General features: G+C 48.6%; 18 protein-coding genes and 1 pseudogene. 15 read left to right on the forward strand and 4 right to left on the reverse strand.

Annotated features, from left to right (window positions below):
* The 6 genes and pseudogenes from ACFO8Q_RS05420 to ACFO8Q_RS05445 form a co-directional block, all read left to right on the forward strand.
* Nucleotides 1-722 (forward strand): annotated as a pseudogene (locus tag ACFO8Q_RS05420) (DDE transposase); the annotation flags it as partial.
* 349 nt (nucleotides 723-1,071) lie between these two features.
* A complete protein-coding gene (locus ACFO8Q_RS05425) occupies nucleotides 1,072-1,326 on the forward strand; it encodes a winged helix-turn-helix domain-containing protein (protein WP_380024711.1) in 255 nt (84 codons plus the stop codon).
* Nucleotides 1,250-1,411, forward strand: a complete 162-nt coding sequence (locus ACFO8Q_RS05430; protein ID WP_380024712.1) for a winged helix-turn-helix domain-containing protein — start codon at nucleotides 1,250-1,252, stop codon at nucleotides 1,409-1,411. The genes ACFO8Q_RS05425 and ACFO8Q_RS05430 overlap by 77 nt, the downstream gene beginning before the upstream one ends.
* Nucleotides 1,412-1,448: 37 nt before the next feature.
* Nucleotides 1,449-1,649, forward strand: coding sequence for a hypothetical protein (locus ACFO8Q_RS05435; RefSeq protein ID WP_380024713.1), 201 nt, complete (start codon nucleotides 1,449-1,451; stop codon nucleotides 1,647-1,649).
* A 209-nt stretch (nucleotides 1,650-1,858) separates the two neighbouring features.
* Nucleotides 1,859-1,999 (forward strand): hypothetical protein, encoded by a 141-nt coding sequence (locus ACFO8Q_RS05440; RefSeq protein ID WP_380024714.1) that lies wholly within the window; start codon nucleotides 1,859-1,861, stop codon nucleotides 1,997-1,999.
* A gap of 145 nt (nucleotides 2,000-2,144) precedes the next feature.
* On the forward strand, nucleotides 2,145-3,005 hold the full coding sequence (locus ACFO8Q_RS05445) for an SDR family NAD(P)-dependent oxidoreductase (RefSeq protein WP_380024715.1): 861 nt from the start codon (nucleotides 2,145-2,147) through the stop codon (nucleotides 3,003-3,005).
* A gap of 27 nt (nucleotides 3,006-3,032) precedes the next feature.
* Here ACFO8Q_RS05445 and ACFO8Q_RS05450 read toward each other — a convergent pair whose 3' ends face one another.
* Nucleotides 3,033-4,121, reverse strand: a complete 1,089-nt coding sequence (locus ACFO8Q_RS05450) for a class II aldolase/adducin family protein (RefSeq protein WP_380024716.1) — start codon at nucleotides 4,119-4,121, stop codon at nucleotides 3,033-3,035.
* 189 nt (nucleotides 4,122-4,310) lie between these two features.
* Here ACFO8Q_RS05450 and ACFO8Q_RS05455 point away from each other — a divergent pair, with 189 nt between their 5' ends.
* Nucleotides 4,311-5,183 (forward strand): diacylglycerol/lipid kinase family protein, encoded by an 873-nt coding sequence (locus ACFO8Q_RS05455; RefSeq protein ID WP_380024717.1) that lies wholly within the window; start codon nucleotides 4,311-4,313, stop codon nucleotides 5,181-5,183.
* A gap of 14 nt (nucleotides 5,184-5,197) precedes the next feature.
* Nucleotides 5,198-5,374 (forward strand): hypothetical protein, encoded by a 177-nt coding sequence (locus ACFO8Q_RS05460; RefSeq protein ID WP_380024718.1) that lies wholly within the window; start codon nucleotides 5,198-5,200, stop codon nucleotides 5,372-5,374.
* Between the two features lie 25 nt (nucleotides 5,375-5,399).
* Here ACFO8Q_RS05460 and ACFO8Q_RS05465 read toward each other — a convergent pair whose 3' ends face one another.
* Nucleotides 5,400-6,599, reverse strand: coding sequence for a hypothetical protein (locus tag ACFO8Q_RS05465; RefSeq protein ID WP_380024719.1), 1,200 nt, complete (start codon nucleotides 6,597-6,599; stop codon nucleotides 5,400-5,402).
* 86 nt (nucleotides 6,600-6,685) lie between these two features.
* On the opposite strand from ACFO8Q_RS05465, the gene ACFO8Q_RS05470 reads away from it, so the two are divergent.
* On the forward strand, nucleotides 6,686-7,381 hold the full coding sequence (locus ACFO8Q_RS05470; protein WP_380024720.1) for a L,D-transpeptidase family protein: 696 nt from the start codon (nucleotides 6,686-6,688) through the stop codon (nucleotides 7,379-7,381).
* Between the two features lie 144 nt (nucleotides 7,382-7,525).
* Entirely contained in the window at nucleotides 7,526-8,005 is a 480-nt protein-coding gene (rraA, locus tag ACFO8Q_RS05475; RefSeq protein ID WP_380024721.1) for a ribonuclease E activity regulator RraA, read from the forward strand.
* Nucleotides 8,006-8,142: 137 nt separating this feature from the next.
* On the opposite strand, the gene ACFO8Q_RS05480 is transcribed toward rraA, so the two are convergent.
* Both ACFO8Q_RS05480 and ACFO8Q_RS05485 read right to left on the reverse strand, forming a co-directional pair.
* A complete protein-coding gene (locus tag ACFO8Q_RS05480; RefSeq protein ID WP_380024722.1) occupies nucleotides 8,143-9,042 on the reverse strand; it encodes a DMT family transporter in 900 nt (299 codons plus the stop codon).
* Nucleotides 9,043-10,320 carry an amino acid permease gene (locus ACFO8Q_RS05485; RefSeq protein WP_380024723.1) on the reverse strand — a complete coding sequence of 426 codons (1,278 nt, stop codon included), beginning with the start codon at nucleotides 10,318-10,320 and terminating at the stop codon, nucleotides 9,043-9,045.
* Between the two features lie 118 nt (nucleotides 10,321-10,438).
* Between ACFO8Q_RS05485 and ACFO8Q_RS05490 the strand changes: the two genes are divergently transcribed.
* Genes ACFO8Q_RS05490 through ACFO8Q_RS05510 form a run of 5 tightly spaced genes read left to right on the forward strand, consistent with a single transcriptional unit; the run spans nucleotide 10,439 to nucleotide 14,661 of the window.
* The gene (locus ACFO8Q_RS05490; RefSeq protein WP_380024724.1) at nucleotides 10,439-11,350 is read left to right on the forward strand and encodes a LysR family transcriptional regulator; all 912 of its coding nucleotides are present in this window, start codon (nucleotides 10,439-10,441) and stop codon (nucleotides 11,348-11,350) included.
* A gap of 41 nt (nucleotides 11,351-11,391) precedes the next feature.
* On the forward strand, nucleotides 11,392-11,811 hold the full coding sequence (tsaA, locus tag ACFO8Q_RS05495) for a tRNA (N6-threonylcarbamoyladenosine(37)-N6)-methyltransferase TrmO (protein WP_380024725.1): 420 nt from the start codon (nucleotides 11,392-11,394) through the stop codon (nucleotides 11,809-11,811).
* Between the two features lie 15 nt (nucleotides 11,812-11,826).
* Nucleotides 11,827-12,198 carry a VOC family protein gene (locus ACFO8Q_RS05500; RefSeq protein ID WP_380024726.1) on the forward strand — a complete coding sequence of 124 codons (372 nt, stop codon included), beginning with the start codon at nucleotides 11,827-11,829 and terminating at the stop codon, nucleotides 12,196-12,198.
* A 1-nt stretch (nucleotide 12,199) separates the two neighbouring features.
* Nucleotides 12,200-13,429, forward strand: a complete 1,230-nt coding sequence (locus ACFO8Q_RS05505; protein ID WP_380024727.1) for an MDR family MFS transporter — start codon at nucleotides 12,200-12,202, stop codon at nucleotides 13,427-13,429.
* A gap of 35 nt (nucleotides 13,430-13,464) precedes the next feature.
* The gene (locus ACFO8Q_RS05510) at nucleotides 13,465-14,661 is read left to right on the forward strand and encodes an MFS transporter (protein ID WP_380024728.1); all 1,197 of its coding nucleotides are present in this window, start codon (nucleotides 13,465-13,467) and stop codon (nucleotides 14,659-14,661) included.
* The last annotated feature ends 8 nt before the right edge of the window (nucleotides 14,662-14,669 follow it).

Genomic DNA, 14,669 nt, shown 5'->3' on the forward strand with positions numbered 1-14,669 from the left:
ACTACGGTCGAACCCTCTACATGTTTTGTGCTGCGGACAGTCCCTACGATCTGCCGGTCTATCCGCGACTCTTTCGCGCCAGCCGGCATGACTCCGTGTCCTGGATTTGCGGTTACCGCGAACTTCGTCACTGGTTTCCGGATTGGAAAGTGGGAGAGGCGATCTTGGACTCGGCCCACGACGCCCTCCCGATCTATACCCTGCTGGAACACGATGATGTCTCCGCCATCATCGACCTGAACCTCAGGCGTTCCGGCAAACTGGTATACAACGATATGGAAATCGGTTCGGACGGCGTTCCCGTGTGCCCGATTGGCCGGAAGATGATCGGTTGGGGCAAATGCCCCGGCCGTCAACGCGTCAAATGGCGTTGTCCCGCCAAAGTAGGGAAATGGGAGTGTCCCCATCCTTGTTCACCTTCCGAGTACGGAAGGACATTCTACACATCCACTTCGGATAATCCTCGTCTGTTTCCTCGCGTCAGGCGCGACAGCAAGGAATGGAAACAGCGATATGCCCTACGGACCGGAGTGGAGCGGTGCATCAAGCGTCAAAAGGTGGATTACAAACTCGAAGCCTCTGAAGGTCGCAGTTCCCGTCACTGGAACATTCGAGTCTACTTGATTGCCATGTGCCAGCATGCCGACGCATGGTTGGAAGAAGCAAGGAAAGCGAACCTTCCTTCACTGGACGAATGGTTTGCAAGCCAATTAGCTGCATAGTCACAGGGCTGTTCCATATTTTTAAAAAACCCGATATTGTCGGGTTATTTGGCATGCCCATCTTTTTGAAAATGGCTTTCAAGGTTAACAAAATAGGCGATTTTTGACCCATTCACCCCTTGTCCAGACTCGGATTCATCTCTCTAATTCCGAGCTACTATAGTTAAAAATTACGGAAAAAATCTACACCTCCCTCGCTTATTAATTGAATTCTCTCCTAATTTGTAATTACCTTTGTCAAAAATATTACAATTTATTCATATATATTAAAAATTACTGAAGATTTGTATTGATATGAAGGAATATTACTTTTGGAGTAGAAGTATAAAACAATGAAGGAGAGAAAAACATGAATTTTAAAAAGGACGATCAAATCGTAATAAAAAGCGGCCTTTATCTAGATCTAACTCAAGAGCTACTAGTTAATAACAACTTTCCAATTTCTCTCTCAAGGATAGAGTTTCGTCTTCTTCGTTGCTTAGCCCTGAATATGGGTTCTATTGTTCCAAACCAAGTTCTTATAGAAGGTGCTTGGGGGAAAAAATTCAATTGTATCAAGCAATCAATTACACGTACATATTCATCGAATACGAAAACTTTTTGAAGAAAAACCGAAACAACCTAAATATTTACTGACCGTTCGCGGGATAGGTTATATTCTCTACTGTCCAGAGAATAACTATATCTAACTCAGTTTCATATTTTTTTAATACGAGGAGGTACATTATGGAGAATAAAGCCGAATTATTTAAAAAATTAGCATGGGTACCAATTCTAGGTTTCCTTATTGCTGGATTAGTGTCAGGGAACGGGACGATGATCGCTTTACTGTTTATTTGTGGCCTAGTACTAGGTATTATTTTTTTCGGATTAGCGGAAATTATGAACCTATTGCACAAAATCCATGAGAAACTAGGAAATGGTTGAAATGAAATAACAAGGTTATTTCTGAAAGTCGAATGTTAAAACATAGAAGCCGGTATCTCTAAGTTGTAACGGCTTCTTTTTTATTGGGTAGAATTACATAGAGTATGTTTTCGTAAGAATGTTGGCGGACTTCATAATGTAGATTGTCAGGAATAAAGTACTTGTACGTTTGAAACCATAAGCTATACCAACAAGCGTAGGAGGTTTCAATGGAAAAGCAAAATCAACAACAAGCACAGGATTCAACGATGAATATGCTCGGAGTCATAAATGCCAAAGGAGATGTGGAGGAGATCCGAAAGTATTTTAAGGCGCAGGAACCTCCAGAGTCACAGCGGAAAAAAGAATAGTCTGTGTGAGATCCAAGGCCCAATCGGACATTCCGGATAGCCTTGGCTTTCTTCATGGAAAGGGTCAGGTAGCGGTTAAAATCACAATCAATCAGGATATATTGGAGGTAGAGGCATGAAAAACTGATTCAGGGGAATGAGAACCATGAAGAATATAACAAACGATATTGTGGCGATTGTCGGGGGCTCCAGCGGAATTGGCAAAGAATCAGCCAAGCTGTTGGCCGCTCTTGGGGCACAGGTTGTATTGATTGCTAGAGGAGCGGAGCGTTTGCAGGAGGTGGCGGAGGAAATCCGTAACCAAGGAGGGCGGGCGGAAGTTGTTGTGGCGGATGTTGCTTCCGCGGATCATGTTCAAAAAGCGGCTCGAACAATTGAAGAGAAATTCGGTCAATTGGATGTGATGATTTACAGCGCGGCCGTTTTTTATTTATCACCTGTGGAAACGATGGATCTAAATCTTGCGAGGCAATCGATGGAGATCAATTACTGGGGAGCCGTGAACGTTACCCAGGCGTTTTTGCCATTGATTCGTAAAGGGCGGCGCAAATCGATGATTTATATTTCCTCTTTGTCCGCCCAGTGTACACCGCCATTCTTTACGGCTTATGCTGCCACCAAACATGCACTGAGAGGCTTTCTGCTCTCTTTGCGACAGGAACTGAGGCCGGAGGGAATCTATGTTGGAATGGTCTCACCCGGACCGGTGGAAACGCCTTTAATTGAGAATGACCTGCATCAGGACATGTACCGCTTGCCTCCCGGCATTCCTGTCTTGACACCTGAAGCGGCGGCAAAAGGGGTCGTGAGAACTCTTTTGAAACAGAAGCAGGATCTGGTTGTGCCGGGAAGAATGGCTTTCGCGGCGAGACTGGCCAGTGCATTTCCCTCAATAGTGGAGAGGTATTACCGTCTTTCGATTCCCGGCTGGAATCACCTCATTTTGTCCCAAACCAAAAGATCCCGTGTATTGACTGAAGATGAAACAAACAACCCGGTCGTATAGACCGGGTTTTGGTTTAAAGGCGAGTTGTCATGTCATAGGAACCTGGGGTACGATGCGGCCTTCGATTCGTTCGAAGATATCGTCCAGATTTTTCCCTGTAATGGTTAATCCGTGATTTTTAAGCCCAATAATTGCCCTCGAAGGGTCATCCGCTTGGCGGACAAGATCTGCAACCGCTTTCGCGAGCTCCACCGTTCCGCAGGGATAATTGATTTGGGTAGAGGGGATTCCGTCCATCCAAGCATGGATATGGACAATCGCTCCTACTTGAGGATGCTCCGTATAGATCATCCAGTGTTCAATTGCATCGACCGATACGCGGCGGGGCTGAACATGTGCAGGAACGCTTAACAGCATCGTGTTTCGATCCGAGTCAAACTGTTTGATCAAGAGCACATCTTGACCGATTCTCCTCAGATCCCCCTTGTTGACACCGCTGCCGCTCATCCAGAAACGGTTTCCTTCCTTGCGTGCGCTCAAATTCCCGTAGCTGAGTCCGCCAATGCCGTAAAGCCGCTTCACATGGCGGAAGTCTTCGGGGGGCAGGATCTCCTGAATCGGGAAAGGAGCGGGCCACAAGTTCATCGCTTCAATTTTCTTGCCCGCTTCCCTAATCTGTTCGGTGACCTCATCACCTTCCCACAGATGTTCCGGCAGATCGGGGTGAAAATCGTTATTGATAATCAAATTGGAAGAGGCAAGCGGCTCCAACCGCTCAAAGATCTTATCAAAGTAAGCATCTTCTTGGCCTTCTTGAAAAGGAACATTGTAATATCCCTGTTCGAGAGTTACAAAATACGTTTCAAACGTCTCCGGAGTCCGAACCATATAAATCAACAGGTTGGAAAGTGCCCGAATCAAAATCGGGTAGCCGGCAAGCAGAATATTGTCCGGTTTTTGATCGGTTTCGACAACAGTAACTACATACGTCGCCTGGGCATTGCGCCGGTACGGGCGAGGAGAATTGGGATCCACGAAGTTCAATACAAGACGGATATCGTCCTCCGGGTGTTCCGCCATCCGATACCCGTGCCCAGCCAGCTTTCGATTCAGTCCATCGGCAAACCATTGTTGAAAGTTGTTTCGAAATTCACCAGCAAAAGCGTAACTTGCCATAAGAACCTCCAAATAATTCCTTATAGATTTTGTGTTCAGTATTTCCTGATCTTTACCAAAAAAACCGGAAAATCGAAAAAACTTTACATATCGGAAGTTGTCAGCACTTTAGCAACTGCCGGAAAATTGTATGAGAGCCTACTGAACCGGGAATAACTGCTTGTAACATCCGATGGAGGCAAAGTAGCAATGAAAACACTGCTAATCGTGAATGAAAATGCCGGGCGGGGCAAAACGAAGAAACGTTGGCCGCAATTTCAACATTATCTCAACGCACTGGGAATTGAGCACGACGTGCATCTTACTGCCGCACCCAAAGAGGCAATTGAAGTCGCCAGAATGGCTGGCGCGGATCAATATTCCTATGTGGTGGCAGTAGGCGGGGATGGGACTGTTAATGAAGTGGTAAATGGAATTGCAGGACAAAAAATAGCGTTTGGGGTACTGCCTGCAGGTACAGGAAATGATTTCGCACGCATGTTAAATATCCCGCGCGATCCACGTTTGGCCGTAAGGCGTTTATCAGACAGAAATCACACAGCTGTTGATCTGATGGAAATGAACGGTCAGTTGGTTGCGGGAGCGATTGGAATCGGTTTTGATGGGGCAATCGCGGAGGACATCAATCGGACATCCTGGAAGAAAAGAGTCGGGCCATTCGGCTATGTTCTCAGCATGTTAAAACTCATTTTTACGTTTCCTCCCTTTACGATGCATTTGAAAATTGATGATCGGAGTTTCGTGTTTCAGAATTGTTGGTTGGTGGCGGTTGGAAATTCAAAATTTTACGCCGGCGGAATGAAAATTTGCCCAGATGCAAAACATGATGATGGGCTGCTTGACGTTTGCATCGTGCACAATATGTCGCCCTTGCAGTTATTAAAGCTGTTTCCCTCTGCCTTTTCGGGGAACCATGTTCTTCATCCCAATGTGATGTGTTTACAGGGAAAAAAGGTTCGCGTGCTAACCGATCCGGCGGTTCCGATTCACGGCGACGGTGAGATCTTAGGCCGAACTCCGAGTGAAATTTTGATTCGCCCACAAGCATTGACTGTAGTCTAGAAGGAGCGAAAGCCATGCGATTCGTACTCGTTAGTTTATGGGGAGTTGTTTGTGTATTGGCAGGGGACTGGATTTTGCGAAAAGGGATTGAATTTCAGCAGCAAGGAATTCGACGAGGGGTCTGGATTCAAATCTTGGCCGCTATTGTGACAATCGGCCTCCCGATTCTGGTGGCTTTTATAGTGAAATAAACGAAAGCCGCAGTCTTGTGTGTACCTAAGACTGCGGCTTTTCTTTAGTGGAATCGGAGGATGACTCGCGTATTGACAGCAGAAGCGATTCAGCATCAATTCTCCATCGGTCCAGGAGGGCATCACGGGTTACGATGAGTTCAATGTCCTTCCGAAGACGCTTTCCTTCCGATGTGTGGATCGAGATTTTAGAAGGTATCTTAACTTCTTGAGGACCTTGAAATTGTGGGAGATCCAGATTCACCTCTTCCTCTTTTTCGGTTATCCGGATTCCTTCAATGTTTTTGGCCAGTTCAATGAATTCTTCAACCGCTGTCGGATTTGACTGGTTCAGCGTCAGCCGCACGATGTGGAAATCTTGTTCATGGAGCGCTGTGATCAACAAATCCACCAACCGGGATGGAGTCGCGGCAACAATATATTCATGCAGTCGTCCCGATGCTTTTTGTATCATGAGATGATGGCCTGGATCTTGTTTGCGCATCTTATGAGTGGTGCTGCCTTCGAAATGGATACAAAAGTGTCCTGGAAAGTCATTTCCTTTAATCGCTCCCGCTCCATGCGGCATGCCGTTCATGGAAGCAGCAATTGCACGTCCGCCCACTTTGACAAGTATGGCCCTGCGCTTCCAACTCCACTTCCCGCTATAGATTTCTTTCATTGTATGGCTATCCTCACGGGTCACGGGCTGCACATCAGCATGACGGTTACCTGCGCGCCGCTGAACGTTGAAAGAGAGACCGGATTCCAGGTCAATTACCTGAGCGGTACCTTTCCGGGGAAGAATTTGCTTTACGGCATCCCAAGTAAGCGGTTCGCCATAGTGTTTTGCCTCCAACTGTTGAATGAAGTGATTCAGCTTTTCCTTTGTCTCTGTCGAGAGTTGGAGTTGTGTCTTATCGGCTAAGTTAAAAACGCTCAGAGAGTAGTCCACGACGTATTCGCTTCGATTGTTCCCCCGATTTACTGTCAAGTACGCGTACGGCAAATCCGGAACCCGTTCTGCCTTGCTTTTCTTACTTTTCGTTATGGAACGCAGGAATTGCCGTTCATGGACTTCCATCGTGGAAGAAAACTTCGCCTCAGGAGAAGATTTGACCGTAATGATGATTCCATCGGCTGATGCCGCTTCACCAATTTCTGTATTTCCACCGCAGATCACCATCAAGGTGGTAATGATGCAAATGATTGAAACAAAGAGGACTTTCGACTTTTTCCACATCATTAGATTCCCTCCAACCCTTACTATCACCAACATGTAATTGGGCATATTCGTGGTAAATATGGGGGAAACTCCATGAGGAATCCTACGTGACAGGTGAAAAAATGAATACAAACAGACTAATTCTTGCCGGTTTTCTATTGTGTCTCCTGGGTTTAACCATTCCCCATGCACAGAAGGAGGTCTTCAATTCCTCTCCTGTCCCTACCGGGGAAGTGGCATTGCAAATTGATCCCCTCCGCAATCAACTAACGTTATTAATCGACGGAGTTGCCTACAAAAAATACCCGATTGCGCTGGGGAAGCCTGAAACACCTACGCCGGTTGGAGAATGGAAGGTGATCAATAAATATAAAAACTGGGGAGCCGGATTTGGAACCAGGTGGATCGGTCTTGACGTACCGTGGGGGGTGTACGGAATTCATGGAACAAATAAACCGCATTCAATCGGGAGTGATGCGAGTCACGGATGTGTTCGGATGTTGAATCGGCATGTTGAACAACTATACGAATGGGTGAAAATCGGAACACCAGTATCAATTGTCGGACATCCCTTACGCGAGCCTTCGTTGGAACCTCGCCGCTTGGCTGCGGGCGATAGCGGATCCGATGTGCAGTTGATTCAAAGTCGTCTGCGCAGCGGGGGATTTTACAACGGTGAGTGTGACGGTCGTTTCCGACTCTCTACGGAACAGGCTCTCAAAGCATTTGAAAAAGCGAACCGTCTTCCTGTTGACGGAGTCATGAGCCTGCACGACTATCGGGCAATGGGTCTTATGGAATAAAGAGCGGGTCTTCACAGGACTCGCTCTTTGTACGACAAGTACAGATTTTATTGCAGTATCTGTTATAATACAGATGGAGTTTATCAGAAAAATAGGTGACCGGCGGAAGATTGATGTTGAAAAGCCGGGGGAGGGGTTGGAAGAATGAGTTTCAAAACTGCTGATTTATGTGATGAATTTCATGAAGAACTGCAAATATGCGAGACAAGCTTTATCTCGTATGGAGGAAGAAAACGTTTTTCCGGACCCATTGTAACGGTAGAAGTCCTTGATGATAATGTATTGGTGCGGCAGGCGATTGAAACCGTTCCGCCCGGATCCGTCTTGGTCGTAGACGGTAAAGGTTCAAGACGGTGCGCTTTGTTGGGTGATATGTTGGCCGCCTTGGCAGTGTCCCGAGGGCTGGCCGGTGTGATCCTCAACGGGTGTGCACGAGATGTGGCAGACATTGCGGAATTACAGCTCGGGGTTTTCGCACTGGGGAGTATGCCATTAAAAAGCAAGAAGGAAGGCAAAGGGAAACGCGATGTCGTATTGAAGTTTGGCGGTGTGGAGTGGACACCCGGACACTACGCATACGCAGATGAAGACGGAGTTGTAATCGCGTCCCGTCCGCTGATCTAGCCAATACGAAGAGGTGCTGCATGCTGCAGCACCTTTTCTATATCGCCTAGTACAGGATCTTGTTCCAAGCGTCCGATGCTCGGTGTCATGCTATTTCCACGGTCGTGCCAAGGTTGGAAGGTATTTTATTCTGCTTTTTAGCTTTGCAGATGTTTGCGTGTAAGAATCGCCCGCCTCTGGTTGGATACATACACTCCGAACAGGATGAGAACCAAACCGATCAACAAATTCCAGGTGACGGATTCATTAAGCAGCACATAGCCCCACAAGATTGCGGTGGCGGGAACCAGGTAGGTAACCATCGTTGCCAGTTCCGGACTTCCTTTTTGCAGCAGATGGAAAAACAGGATAAAAGCGATGCCGGAGCCGAATGCTCCCAATCCGATAAGTGCCAGAAGGTTCGACCACGAGAAAAGGGCTTCTGCGGAGAACCCGCCAAACAGAAGCGTCAGCATGCCGCCGGCAACAGCTCCCACAAGCAAGGTTCCAAACGAGATTTCATAGACTGACAATCCAGAGAAGTGACGCTTTGAATAGTGGGACGAAAACCCGTAGGAAAGAGAGGCTGTAAGCATAAAAAACAGACCCAAGAGGTCTACCGATACTATGGTGGCGGGATTGATGTCGAGCAGCACGATCAGCCCCAAAAATCCGATCCCGAGGCCAATCCAGTGGTTGCGGGTCGGTTTCCCCTGAAACAATAACATTCCAATCACAGTCGCCCAAAGCGGTGTAGTGGCGTTGAGAATGGAAGCCATACTGCTGGTGATGCGTGTTTCACTTAAAGCGATCAGCCCCCAGGGAACCACCGTGTTGAACAGCCCTACTACAATTAAAGGCAACCATGGTAACTCTTTAAATCGGATTTTTTGGCTGCCGGGCACGAGCAAAATCAGAATTGCAAGCAGGCCAAAAAAGATTCGCAAAAAAGCGATGGACCAGGGGTTAAAGTCCTGCAGCAGGATTTTGATAAAGAAAAAGGAGCCTCCCCAGATGAGGCTTAACAGAGCCAGTGAAAAATAAAGGGAACGTGTCATCTAGAGTGCCTTCTTTCTGTGGTGGTCATTTGCAAACACTTTTCCGGTCATCCATAAGCCCGCAATTATCACTGCCGGATACAAAACTGCCCAACCGACAAACGGAAAGATAACGGCTGTAAGCAGGAACGACAGCCAACTGATGCCAACTCCCCACCTGCTGCCCTTAAGCAGCCGGATTCCTGCGGCACAGCCGCCGAGGTAGGTCAGAATAAAAGTTGCGTTTGGAAACTGGATTAACGTAGAAAGGGATACAGTGTCAGTAACGTAAAGCAGGAGAACCAACACGAACAAAACGGTTAAGAATCCCAGTCCGCCTATCGGTGTGCCATATTTTTTCGAAAGGGCTGCCAGCGGCTTGGGAGCATCTCCCTTGACCGCCAACGCATTGGCAAGCCGGGAGGCGGCGCCGACATAGGCGATGATGGTGGCGGTGCAAATGAACACCCCTGTGAATCCGGCAACGACAGCCCCGCTTGCTCCAAGCATTCTTTCGATAACAAGCACGAGTGATGCTTCCGAACTGGCCGATCCGTAACTGTGGGTTCCGACAGCAGCGAAGGCAGTCAGGAAATATAAAATCCCTACCAGTACCGCGGCGATGGTAACGCCCTTGATTGCTTCCCGCTGCGGATCAACAAACTCTTCCGACAGATGGGAGACAGCTTCCCACCCGATAAAACACCAGAACAGAATGGCGGCGGCCTGCCCGATGCTGACCCATCCGTTTGGCAGAAAAGGAGTGAAATGTGCCGGCTCGATATTGGGAACAGATCCGATGATCGCGATTACAAGCACCGATATAATGGCGGCCACCACCGCGACCTGAACCTGACCGGCCAATTTCATGCCAACGAGATTTGTTGCGATCCCGATCATGAGCATTAGAACGGCTATCAAGACCCGGCTTTCTTCACCCCATCCCATTGCGGTGCTTAAATAACCTGCTCCTGTCAGTGCAGCAACAGGGGCACCGATCGGCACGGACATCAGAAAAAACCAGCCGACCAAAATGCCGGCCTGAGGACCGAACGCTCTCGTGACAAAGTGGGATACTCCACCGGCATTCGGAAATTTGGCGGACAGCAGTCCCATCGACAATGCCATCGGGAGGATGAGGATGGTCATCAGTCCCCATGCGACAAGGGAGGCGGGACCTGCTATTTCGGCCGCCAAACCGGGCACAAGCAGCACCCCTGATCCAAGAACGGCTCCTATATATAGGGCAACGGCCTGCGGCAATCCAATAGTCGCTTTGATTCCGGCTTGACTCTCCATGATGAAAACTCCCATCGATGTAAATTTCTTCTTGTTTCTATTCTATCAGGGGAAGTATAATCAGTGAAATGAATGGTTTCGATATTATGAATCGGTTTTTTCGATGGGAGGGATTCCGGTGGAGTTACGACATCTTAATACTTTTAAGGTAGTTGCGGAAATGCGGGGCTTCACCCGTGCGGCGGAACTCTTGGGGTACGCCCAGTCCAGTGTTACCGCGCAAATTCAGGCACTGGAAGAGGAACTGGGCACCCCGCTGTTTGATCGTCTTGGCAAGAAGGTGGTGCTGACCGAAGCGGGAAGACGTCTGCTCCCATTCGCACAGGAGATGCTGAAACTGCAGGCATCGGTAAAAGAAGTAATCCATACGGATACCACACCGTCAGGCACTTTGACAATCGGAGCAATTGAGTCTCTGGCTGCTTATCGCTTACCCGCCATCCTTCAAGAATATAAGAAACTGTATCCGCAAGTAAAAATCATATTAAAGCCCAGTGTTTGCTGGGAAATGAGAAATCAGGTGCGCAACGGGGAACTGGATCTGGCTTTCGTCCTGGATGCGGAAGTGGAAGCACCAGACCTTGTGACCGAAAAACTGGTCAGGGAACGAATGGCATTGATTGCTCCGCCGGATCATCCCTTGGCGGCGAAAGAATGGATTGAAGCGAAAGATCTGGAAAACGAAACTCTGCTGCAAACCGAAACCGGCTGCAGTTACAGGATGCAATTCGAACAATATCTCCAACGTTATGGGGTTGTACACTCGGGAAACCTGGAATTCTGGAATATCGAAGCGATCAAGAATTGTGTAATGTGTGACATAGGAATCTCTTTTCTCCCCATGATTACGGTGGAATCGGAGTTGAAGGATCAAAAATTGGCCCTCCTGCAATGGGATGAGACCGCGGTCCAAGTTGCAACCCAGATGGTATATCACAAAGCCAAGTGGATGTCACCCGCTCTAACGGAGTTTATCCGGATTGTTCGGAAGCATGCGGAGGGTTGGCGTTCCTCATACTCTTCACCATGATTTTCCATTGCGGTATAGTAGAGTCATGGAGGTGGTTGGTAATGAATTTCCAATTATCCCTTCGATCCATCGGAATCGTTAAAAATGAGGTGTCGGAAACGGTTGATGACAATTGGGGAGAGGTTGTATCCGAAATCCAATTCACGCATGTTATCGTGATTTTCTATATGCATCAGTCTTCTTTTGATGCCCGGAGTGACTTGATTCGCCGTCCGCGCGGACGTGAGGATATGCCTGCGGTGGGGATTTTTGCACAGCGTGCGAAGCATCGGCCGAACCCGATTGGGGTCACGACAGTGAAATTGTTGGAGGTTTATGGGGCGGTTCTGCGAGTCAAGGGACTCGATGCTGTTGACGGAACGCCCGTTTTGGACATAAAACCCTATTTTCCTGTTTTTGATCGGCGGGATGATGCAACGGTACCGGCCTGGGTTGAGAGACTAATGGAGGGATATTTCTAGGAGAGCGGGGATGAAATGGAATTTGCGGTTACAGGAATCGATCATATTCAACTTGCCGCACCTGTCGGTTGTGAAGAAGAGGCTCGATATTTTTACGGAGAAATCTTGGGAATGCAGGAGCTTAAAAAACCGGAGTTACTTCGGAAACGAGGGGGAGTTTGGTTTCGGTGCGGAGACCGGCAGCTGCATAGTGGAGTGGAAGCTGATTTTAGACCTGCAAAGAAAACACATCCGGCGTTTCGGGTAAAAGATGTTGAACGATTGAAGGCGCACTTGCCGGCAACCGGGTTCGAAGTTCAGGATGATGATGCGCTTTCTGAGGCAAAACGATTTTACGTTGAGGATCCGTTTGGCAACCGGTTGGAGTTTCTTGAATGGAGGGCTTAACATGAGTAAGGTCCGGGTTTTTCTTCAATCTTATCATCCGATTGTCCACTCCCTGATCTTTGGTACTGTCATTGCCCGGGCTGCCGATTCTATGAGCTTGCCATTCCTTGCCATCTATCTCTCCCGCCAGACCGATTTGAGTCCCGTCATGATCGGGATTACCATTGGACTGGGACCTGTTGCAGGCACAATAGGCGGTTTTATTGGCGGCACGTTATCCGACAGGTTCGGACGCAAGAAAGTGATGTTAAGTGCCCTTTACACGTGGGGACTCGTTTTTCTCGGATTTGCGTTTGCGAACAGTTCCTGGATGTTTATGATGCTGGCGATGGTAAACGGGTTATGCCGTTCTTTCTTTGAACCGGTTTCCCAGGCGTTGATGGCCGATCTGACAGAGCCGGAGCGGCGCTTACGGGTATTCTCAATGAGGTATACCGCAATCAATGTCGGAGTTTCTGTGGGGCCGCTCCTAGGAGCTGTTCTTGGATTGACAGCCGGCTGGCTTCCTTTCTTTGTTACCGGGACCATTTATCTGGTTTATGCCGCAACTCTGCATACCCTGCTTAACCGTTTCGGTATTCGAGAAATTGAGGGACAGCAAAAAGAACCCGTTACCTTCCTTTCCGCCTGGAGCGTACTTGCACAGGATGTTGCGTTCCGCTATTTCATAGTGGGCGGGATTTTCACGTCACTTGCTTACGCTCAAATGACAGTTACATTATCGCAGTATGTGGAGCAAAGCTTTACGGATGGAGTTAAATTATTCGCCTGGTTAATGAGCGTGAACGCCATTGCAGTAATTGTGTTTCAGATGCCGTTGGCAAAGTGGGCGGAGAAGCGCACCCCCTTGATCGCGATTGCAGTTGGAAATTGCCTGTACGCGCTTGGGGACGTTGGATTTGCTTATTCGAACGGGTGGAGTACGATGATTGCCTCCATGGTGATTTTTACTTTGGGCGAGATTCTCACCTTTCCGGCAGGGAGCGTATTTATTGACCGGTTGGCCCCGGAAGGTATGCGGGGAACCTATTTTGGCGCCAAGACGTTCACCAATGTCGGTCATTTCCTGGGGCCGTGGGTTGGAGGAATTCTATTGGTGGCCTACGGAGGCTCCGCGATGTTCATGATTTTTGCGGCCGTGATTCTTTTTTCAACTGTTTTCTATTGGGCGGGACAACGGCGGCACGAGATTCGTACAGGCAAAACTATGCATATGGCGAAAAGCTTGTAGTATGATAGAGGTAGACTTCAGGGGAGGTTGCTTTCGTGGAAGCAGTGGTAAAGCAGGAATCGCAGACTCAGTATCGGATCTTGTACTTTATTTGTGCCGCTCATTTTTTGCAAGACTTGTTGACATCCGTGGTTCCGGCAATGCTTCCGGTTTTGCAAACCAGTCTCTCTCTCGATTACGCCCGGTTGGGGATTGTAGTGATGGTGGCGAATATCACGGCCTCTTTTTTTCAACCTGTATTGGGTTCTGTGACTGATAAAAAACCGGCTCCGTGGCTGCTGCCGCTTGCCGCCCTATTTGCCGGGGTGGGCCTGACGGGTCTTGCGGTTGCCGATAGTTTCACCGAGATTTTGCTGATGGTGGTTCTGATCGGACTTGGATCCGCTACGTTCCATCCGGAAGGCTCCCGGGTAGCTCACTTGGCTGCCGGTCCCCGAAAAGGGTTGGCTCAGGCCATTTTCCAGGTTGGCGGAAACGCAGGGCAGGCGGTGGGGCCGTTGATGATTCCTCTGCTGTTTCTGCCGTTTGGGCTGAAAGGTGCGTACTGGTTATTGATTCCCATGCTGTTGGGGGCGAGCGCTCTGACTGTTGTTGCCCGTTGGTATAAAAATTGGGCAGGTGCTCGGAAAAAATCCGGTCAACCAGTTCAGGGGGCGAATCGGTACGGGGCTTTGAGTTTGCTGGTGGCCGTTGTCAGCATTCGCTCTTGGATTCACAGCGGAATCTCCAGCTTTCTGCCTTTGTACTACATTAACGCAGTCGGGATGAGCACAAAATTGGCGGAAGTTTATCTGTTTGTATTTTTATTCGCCGGTGCACTTGGTACTTTTGTCGGAGGTCCGTTAGCAGATCGGTTCGGCAAGAAGAGCGTGCTCCTCTTTTCAATGGTTGGTTCGATTCCTTTCATATTAGTGATTCCTTATTTGACCGGAATCTGGGCATTGATCAATATCTTCATCGTCGGATTTATCAGCTTGTCGAGCTTTGCCGTTTCGGTTGTGTTTGCGCAAGAGCTTGTACCGGGTAAAGTGGGAATGGTATCGGGTCTGATGATCGGATTCGCCATTGGCGCCGGCGGTGTCGGGGCGGCCGTAATGGGGTATTTTGCAAACTCAATCGGCATTGCTGCCTTAATGGAAATGCTGCTGATCCTGCCCGTCCTTGGATGGCTGCTGGGGATCCGGCTGCCGAAAGATCGTACTGCTCAGGCGCCCATATCGACTTCTGCCTGAAGTGCGGC

Source organism: Effusibacillus consociatus (assembly GCF_042652925.1).
GTDB lineage: Bacteria > Bacillota > Bacilli > Tumebacillales > Effusibacillaceae > Effusibacillus > Effusibacillus consociatus.

Bases quoted from the DNA above. Each gene is read 5' to 3' on its own strand.
- ACFO8Q_RS05505 (WP_380024727.1), top strand. From the start codon at position 12,200: ATGAGTAAGGTCCGGGTTTTTCTTCAATCTTATCATCCGATTGTCCAC.
- ACFO8Q_RS05465 (WP_380024719.1), bottom strand. From the start codon at position 6,599: ATGATGTGGAAAAAGTCGAAAGTCCTCTTTGTTTCAATCATTTGCATC.
- ACFO8Q_RS05440 (WP_380024714.1), top strand. From the start codon at position 1,859: ATGGAAAAGCAAAATCAACAACAAGCACAGGATTCAACGATGAATATG.
- rraA (WP_380024721.1), top strand. From the start codon at position 7,526: ATGAGTTTCAAAACTGCTGATTTATGTGATGAATTTCATGAAGAACTG.
- ACFO8Q_RS05445 (WP_380024715.1), top strand. From the start codon at position 2,145: ATGAAGAATATAACAAACGATATTGTGGCGATTGTCGGGGGCTCCAGC.
- ACFO8Q_RS05450 (WP_380024716.1), bottom strand. From the start codon at position 4,121: ATGGCAAGTTACGCTTTTGCTGGTGAATTTCGAAACAACTTTCAACAA.
- ACFO8Q_RS05455 (WP_380024717.1), top strand. From the start codon at position 4,311: ATGAAAACACTGCTAATCGTGAATGAAAATGCCGGGCGGGGCAAAACG.
- ACFO8Q_RS05500 (WP_380024726.1), top strand. From the start codon at position 11,827: ATGGAATTTGCGGTTACAGGAATCGATCATATTCAACTTGCCGCACCT.
- tsaA (WP_380024725.1), top strand. From the start codon at position 11,392: ATGAATTTCCAATTATCCCTTCGATCCATCGGAATCGTTAAAAATGAG.
- ACFO8Q_RS05425 (WP_380024711.1), top strand. From the start codon at position 1,072: ATGAATTTTAAAAAGGACGATCAAATCGTAATAAAAAGCGGCCTTTAT.
- ACFO8Q_RS05460 (WP_380024718.1), top strand. From the start codon at position 5,198: ATGCGATTCGTACTCGTTAGTTTATGGGGAGTTGTTTGTGTATTGGCA.
- ACFO8Q_RS05480 (WP_380024722.1), bottom strand. From the start codon at position 9,042: ATGACACGTTCCCTTTATTTTTCACTGGCTCTGTTAAGCCTCATCTGG.
- ACFO8Q_RS05435 (WP_380024713.1), top strand. From the start codon at position 1,449: ATGGAGAATAAAGCCGAATTATTTAAAAAATTAGCATGGGTACCAATT.
- ACFO8Q_RS05485 (WP_380024723.1), bottom strand. From the start codon at position 10,320: ATGGAGAGTCAAGCCGGAATCAAAGCGACTATTGGATTGCCGCAGGCC.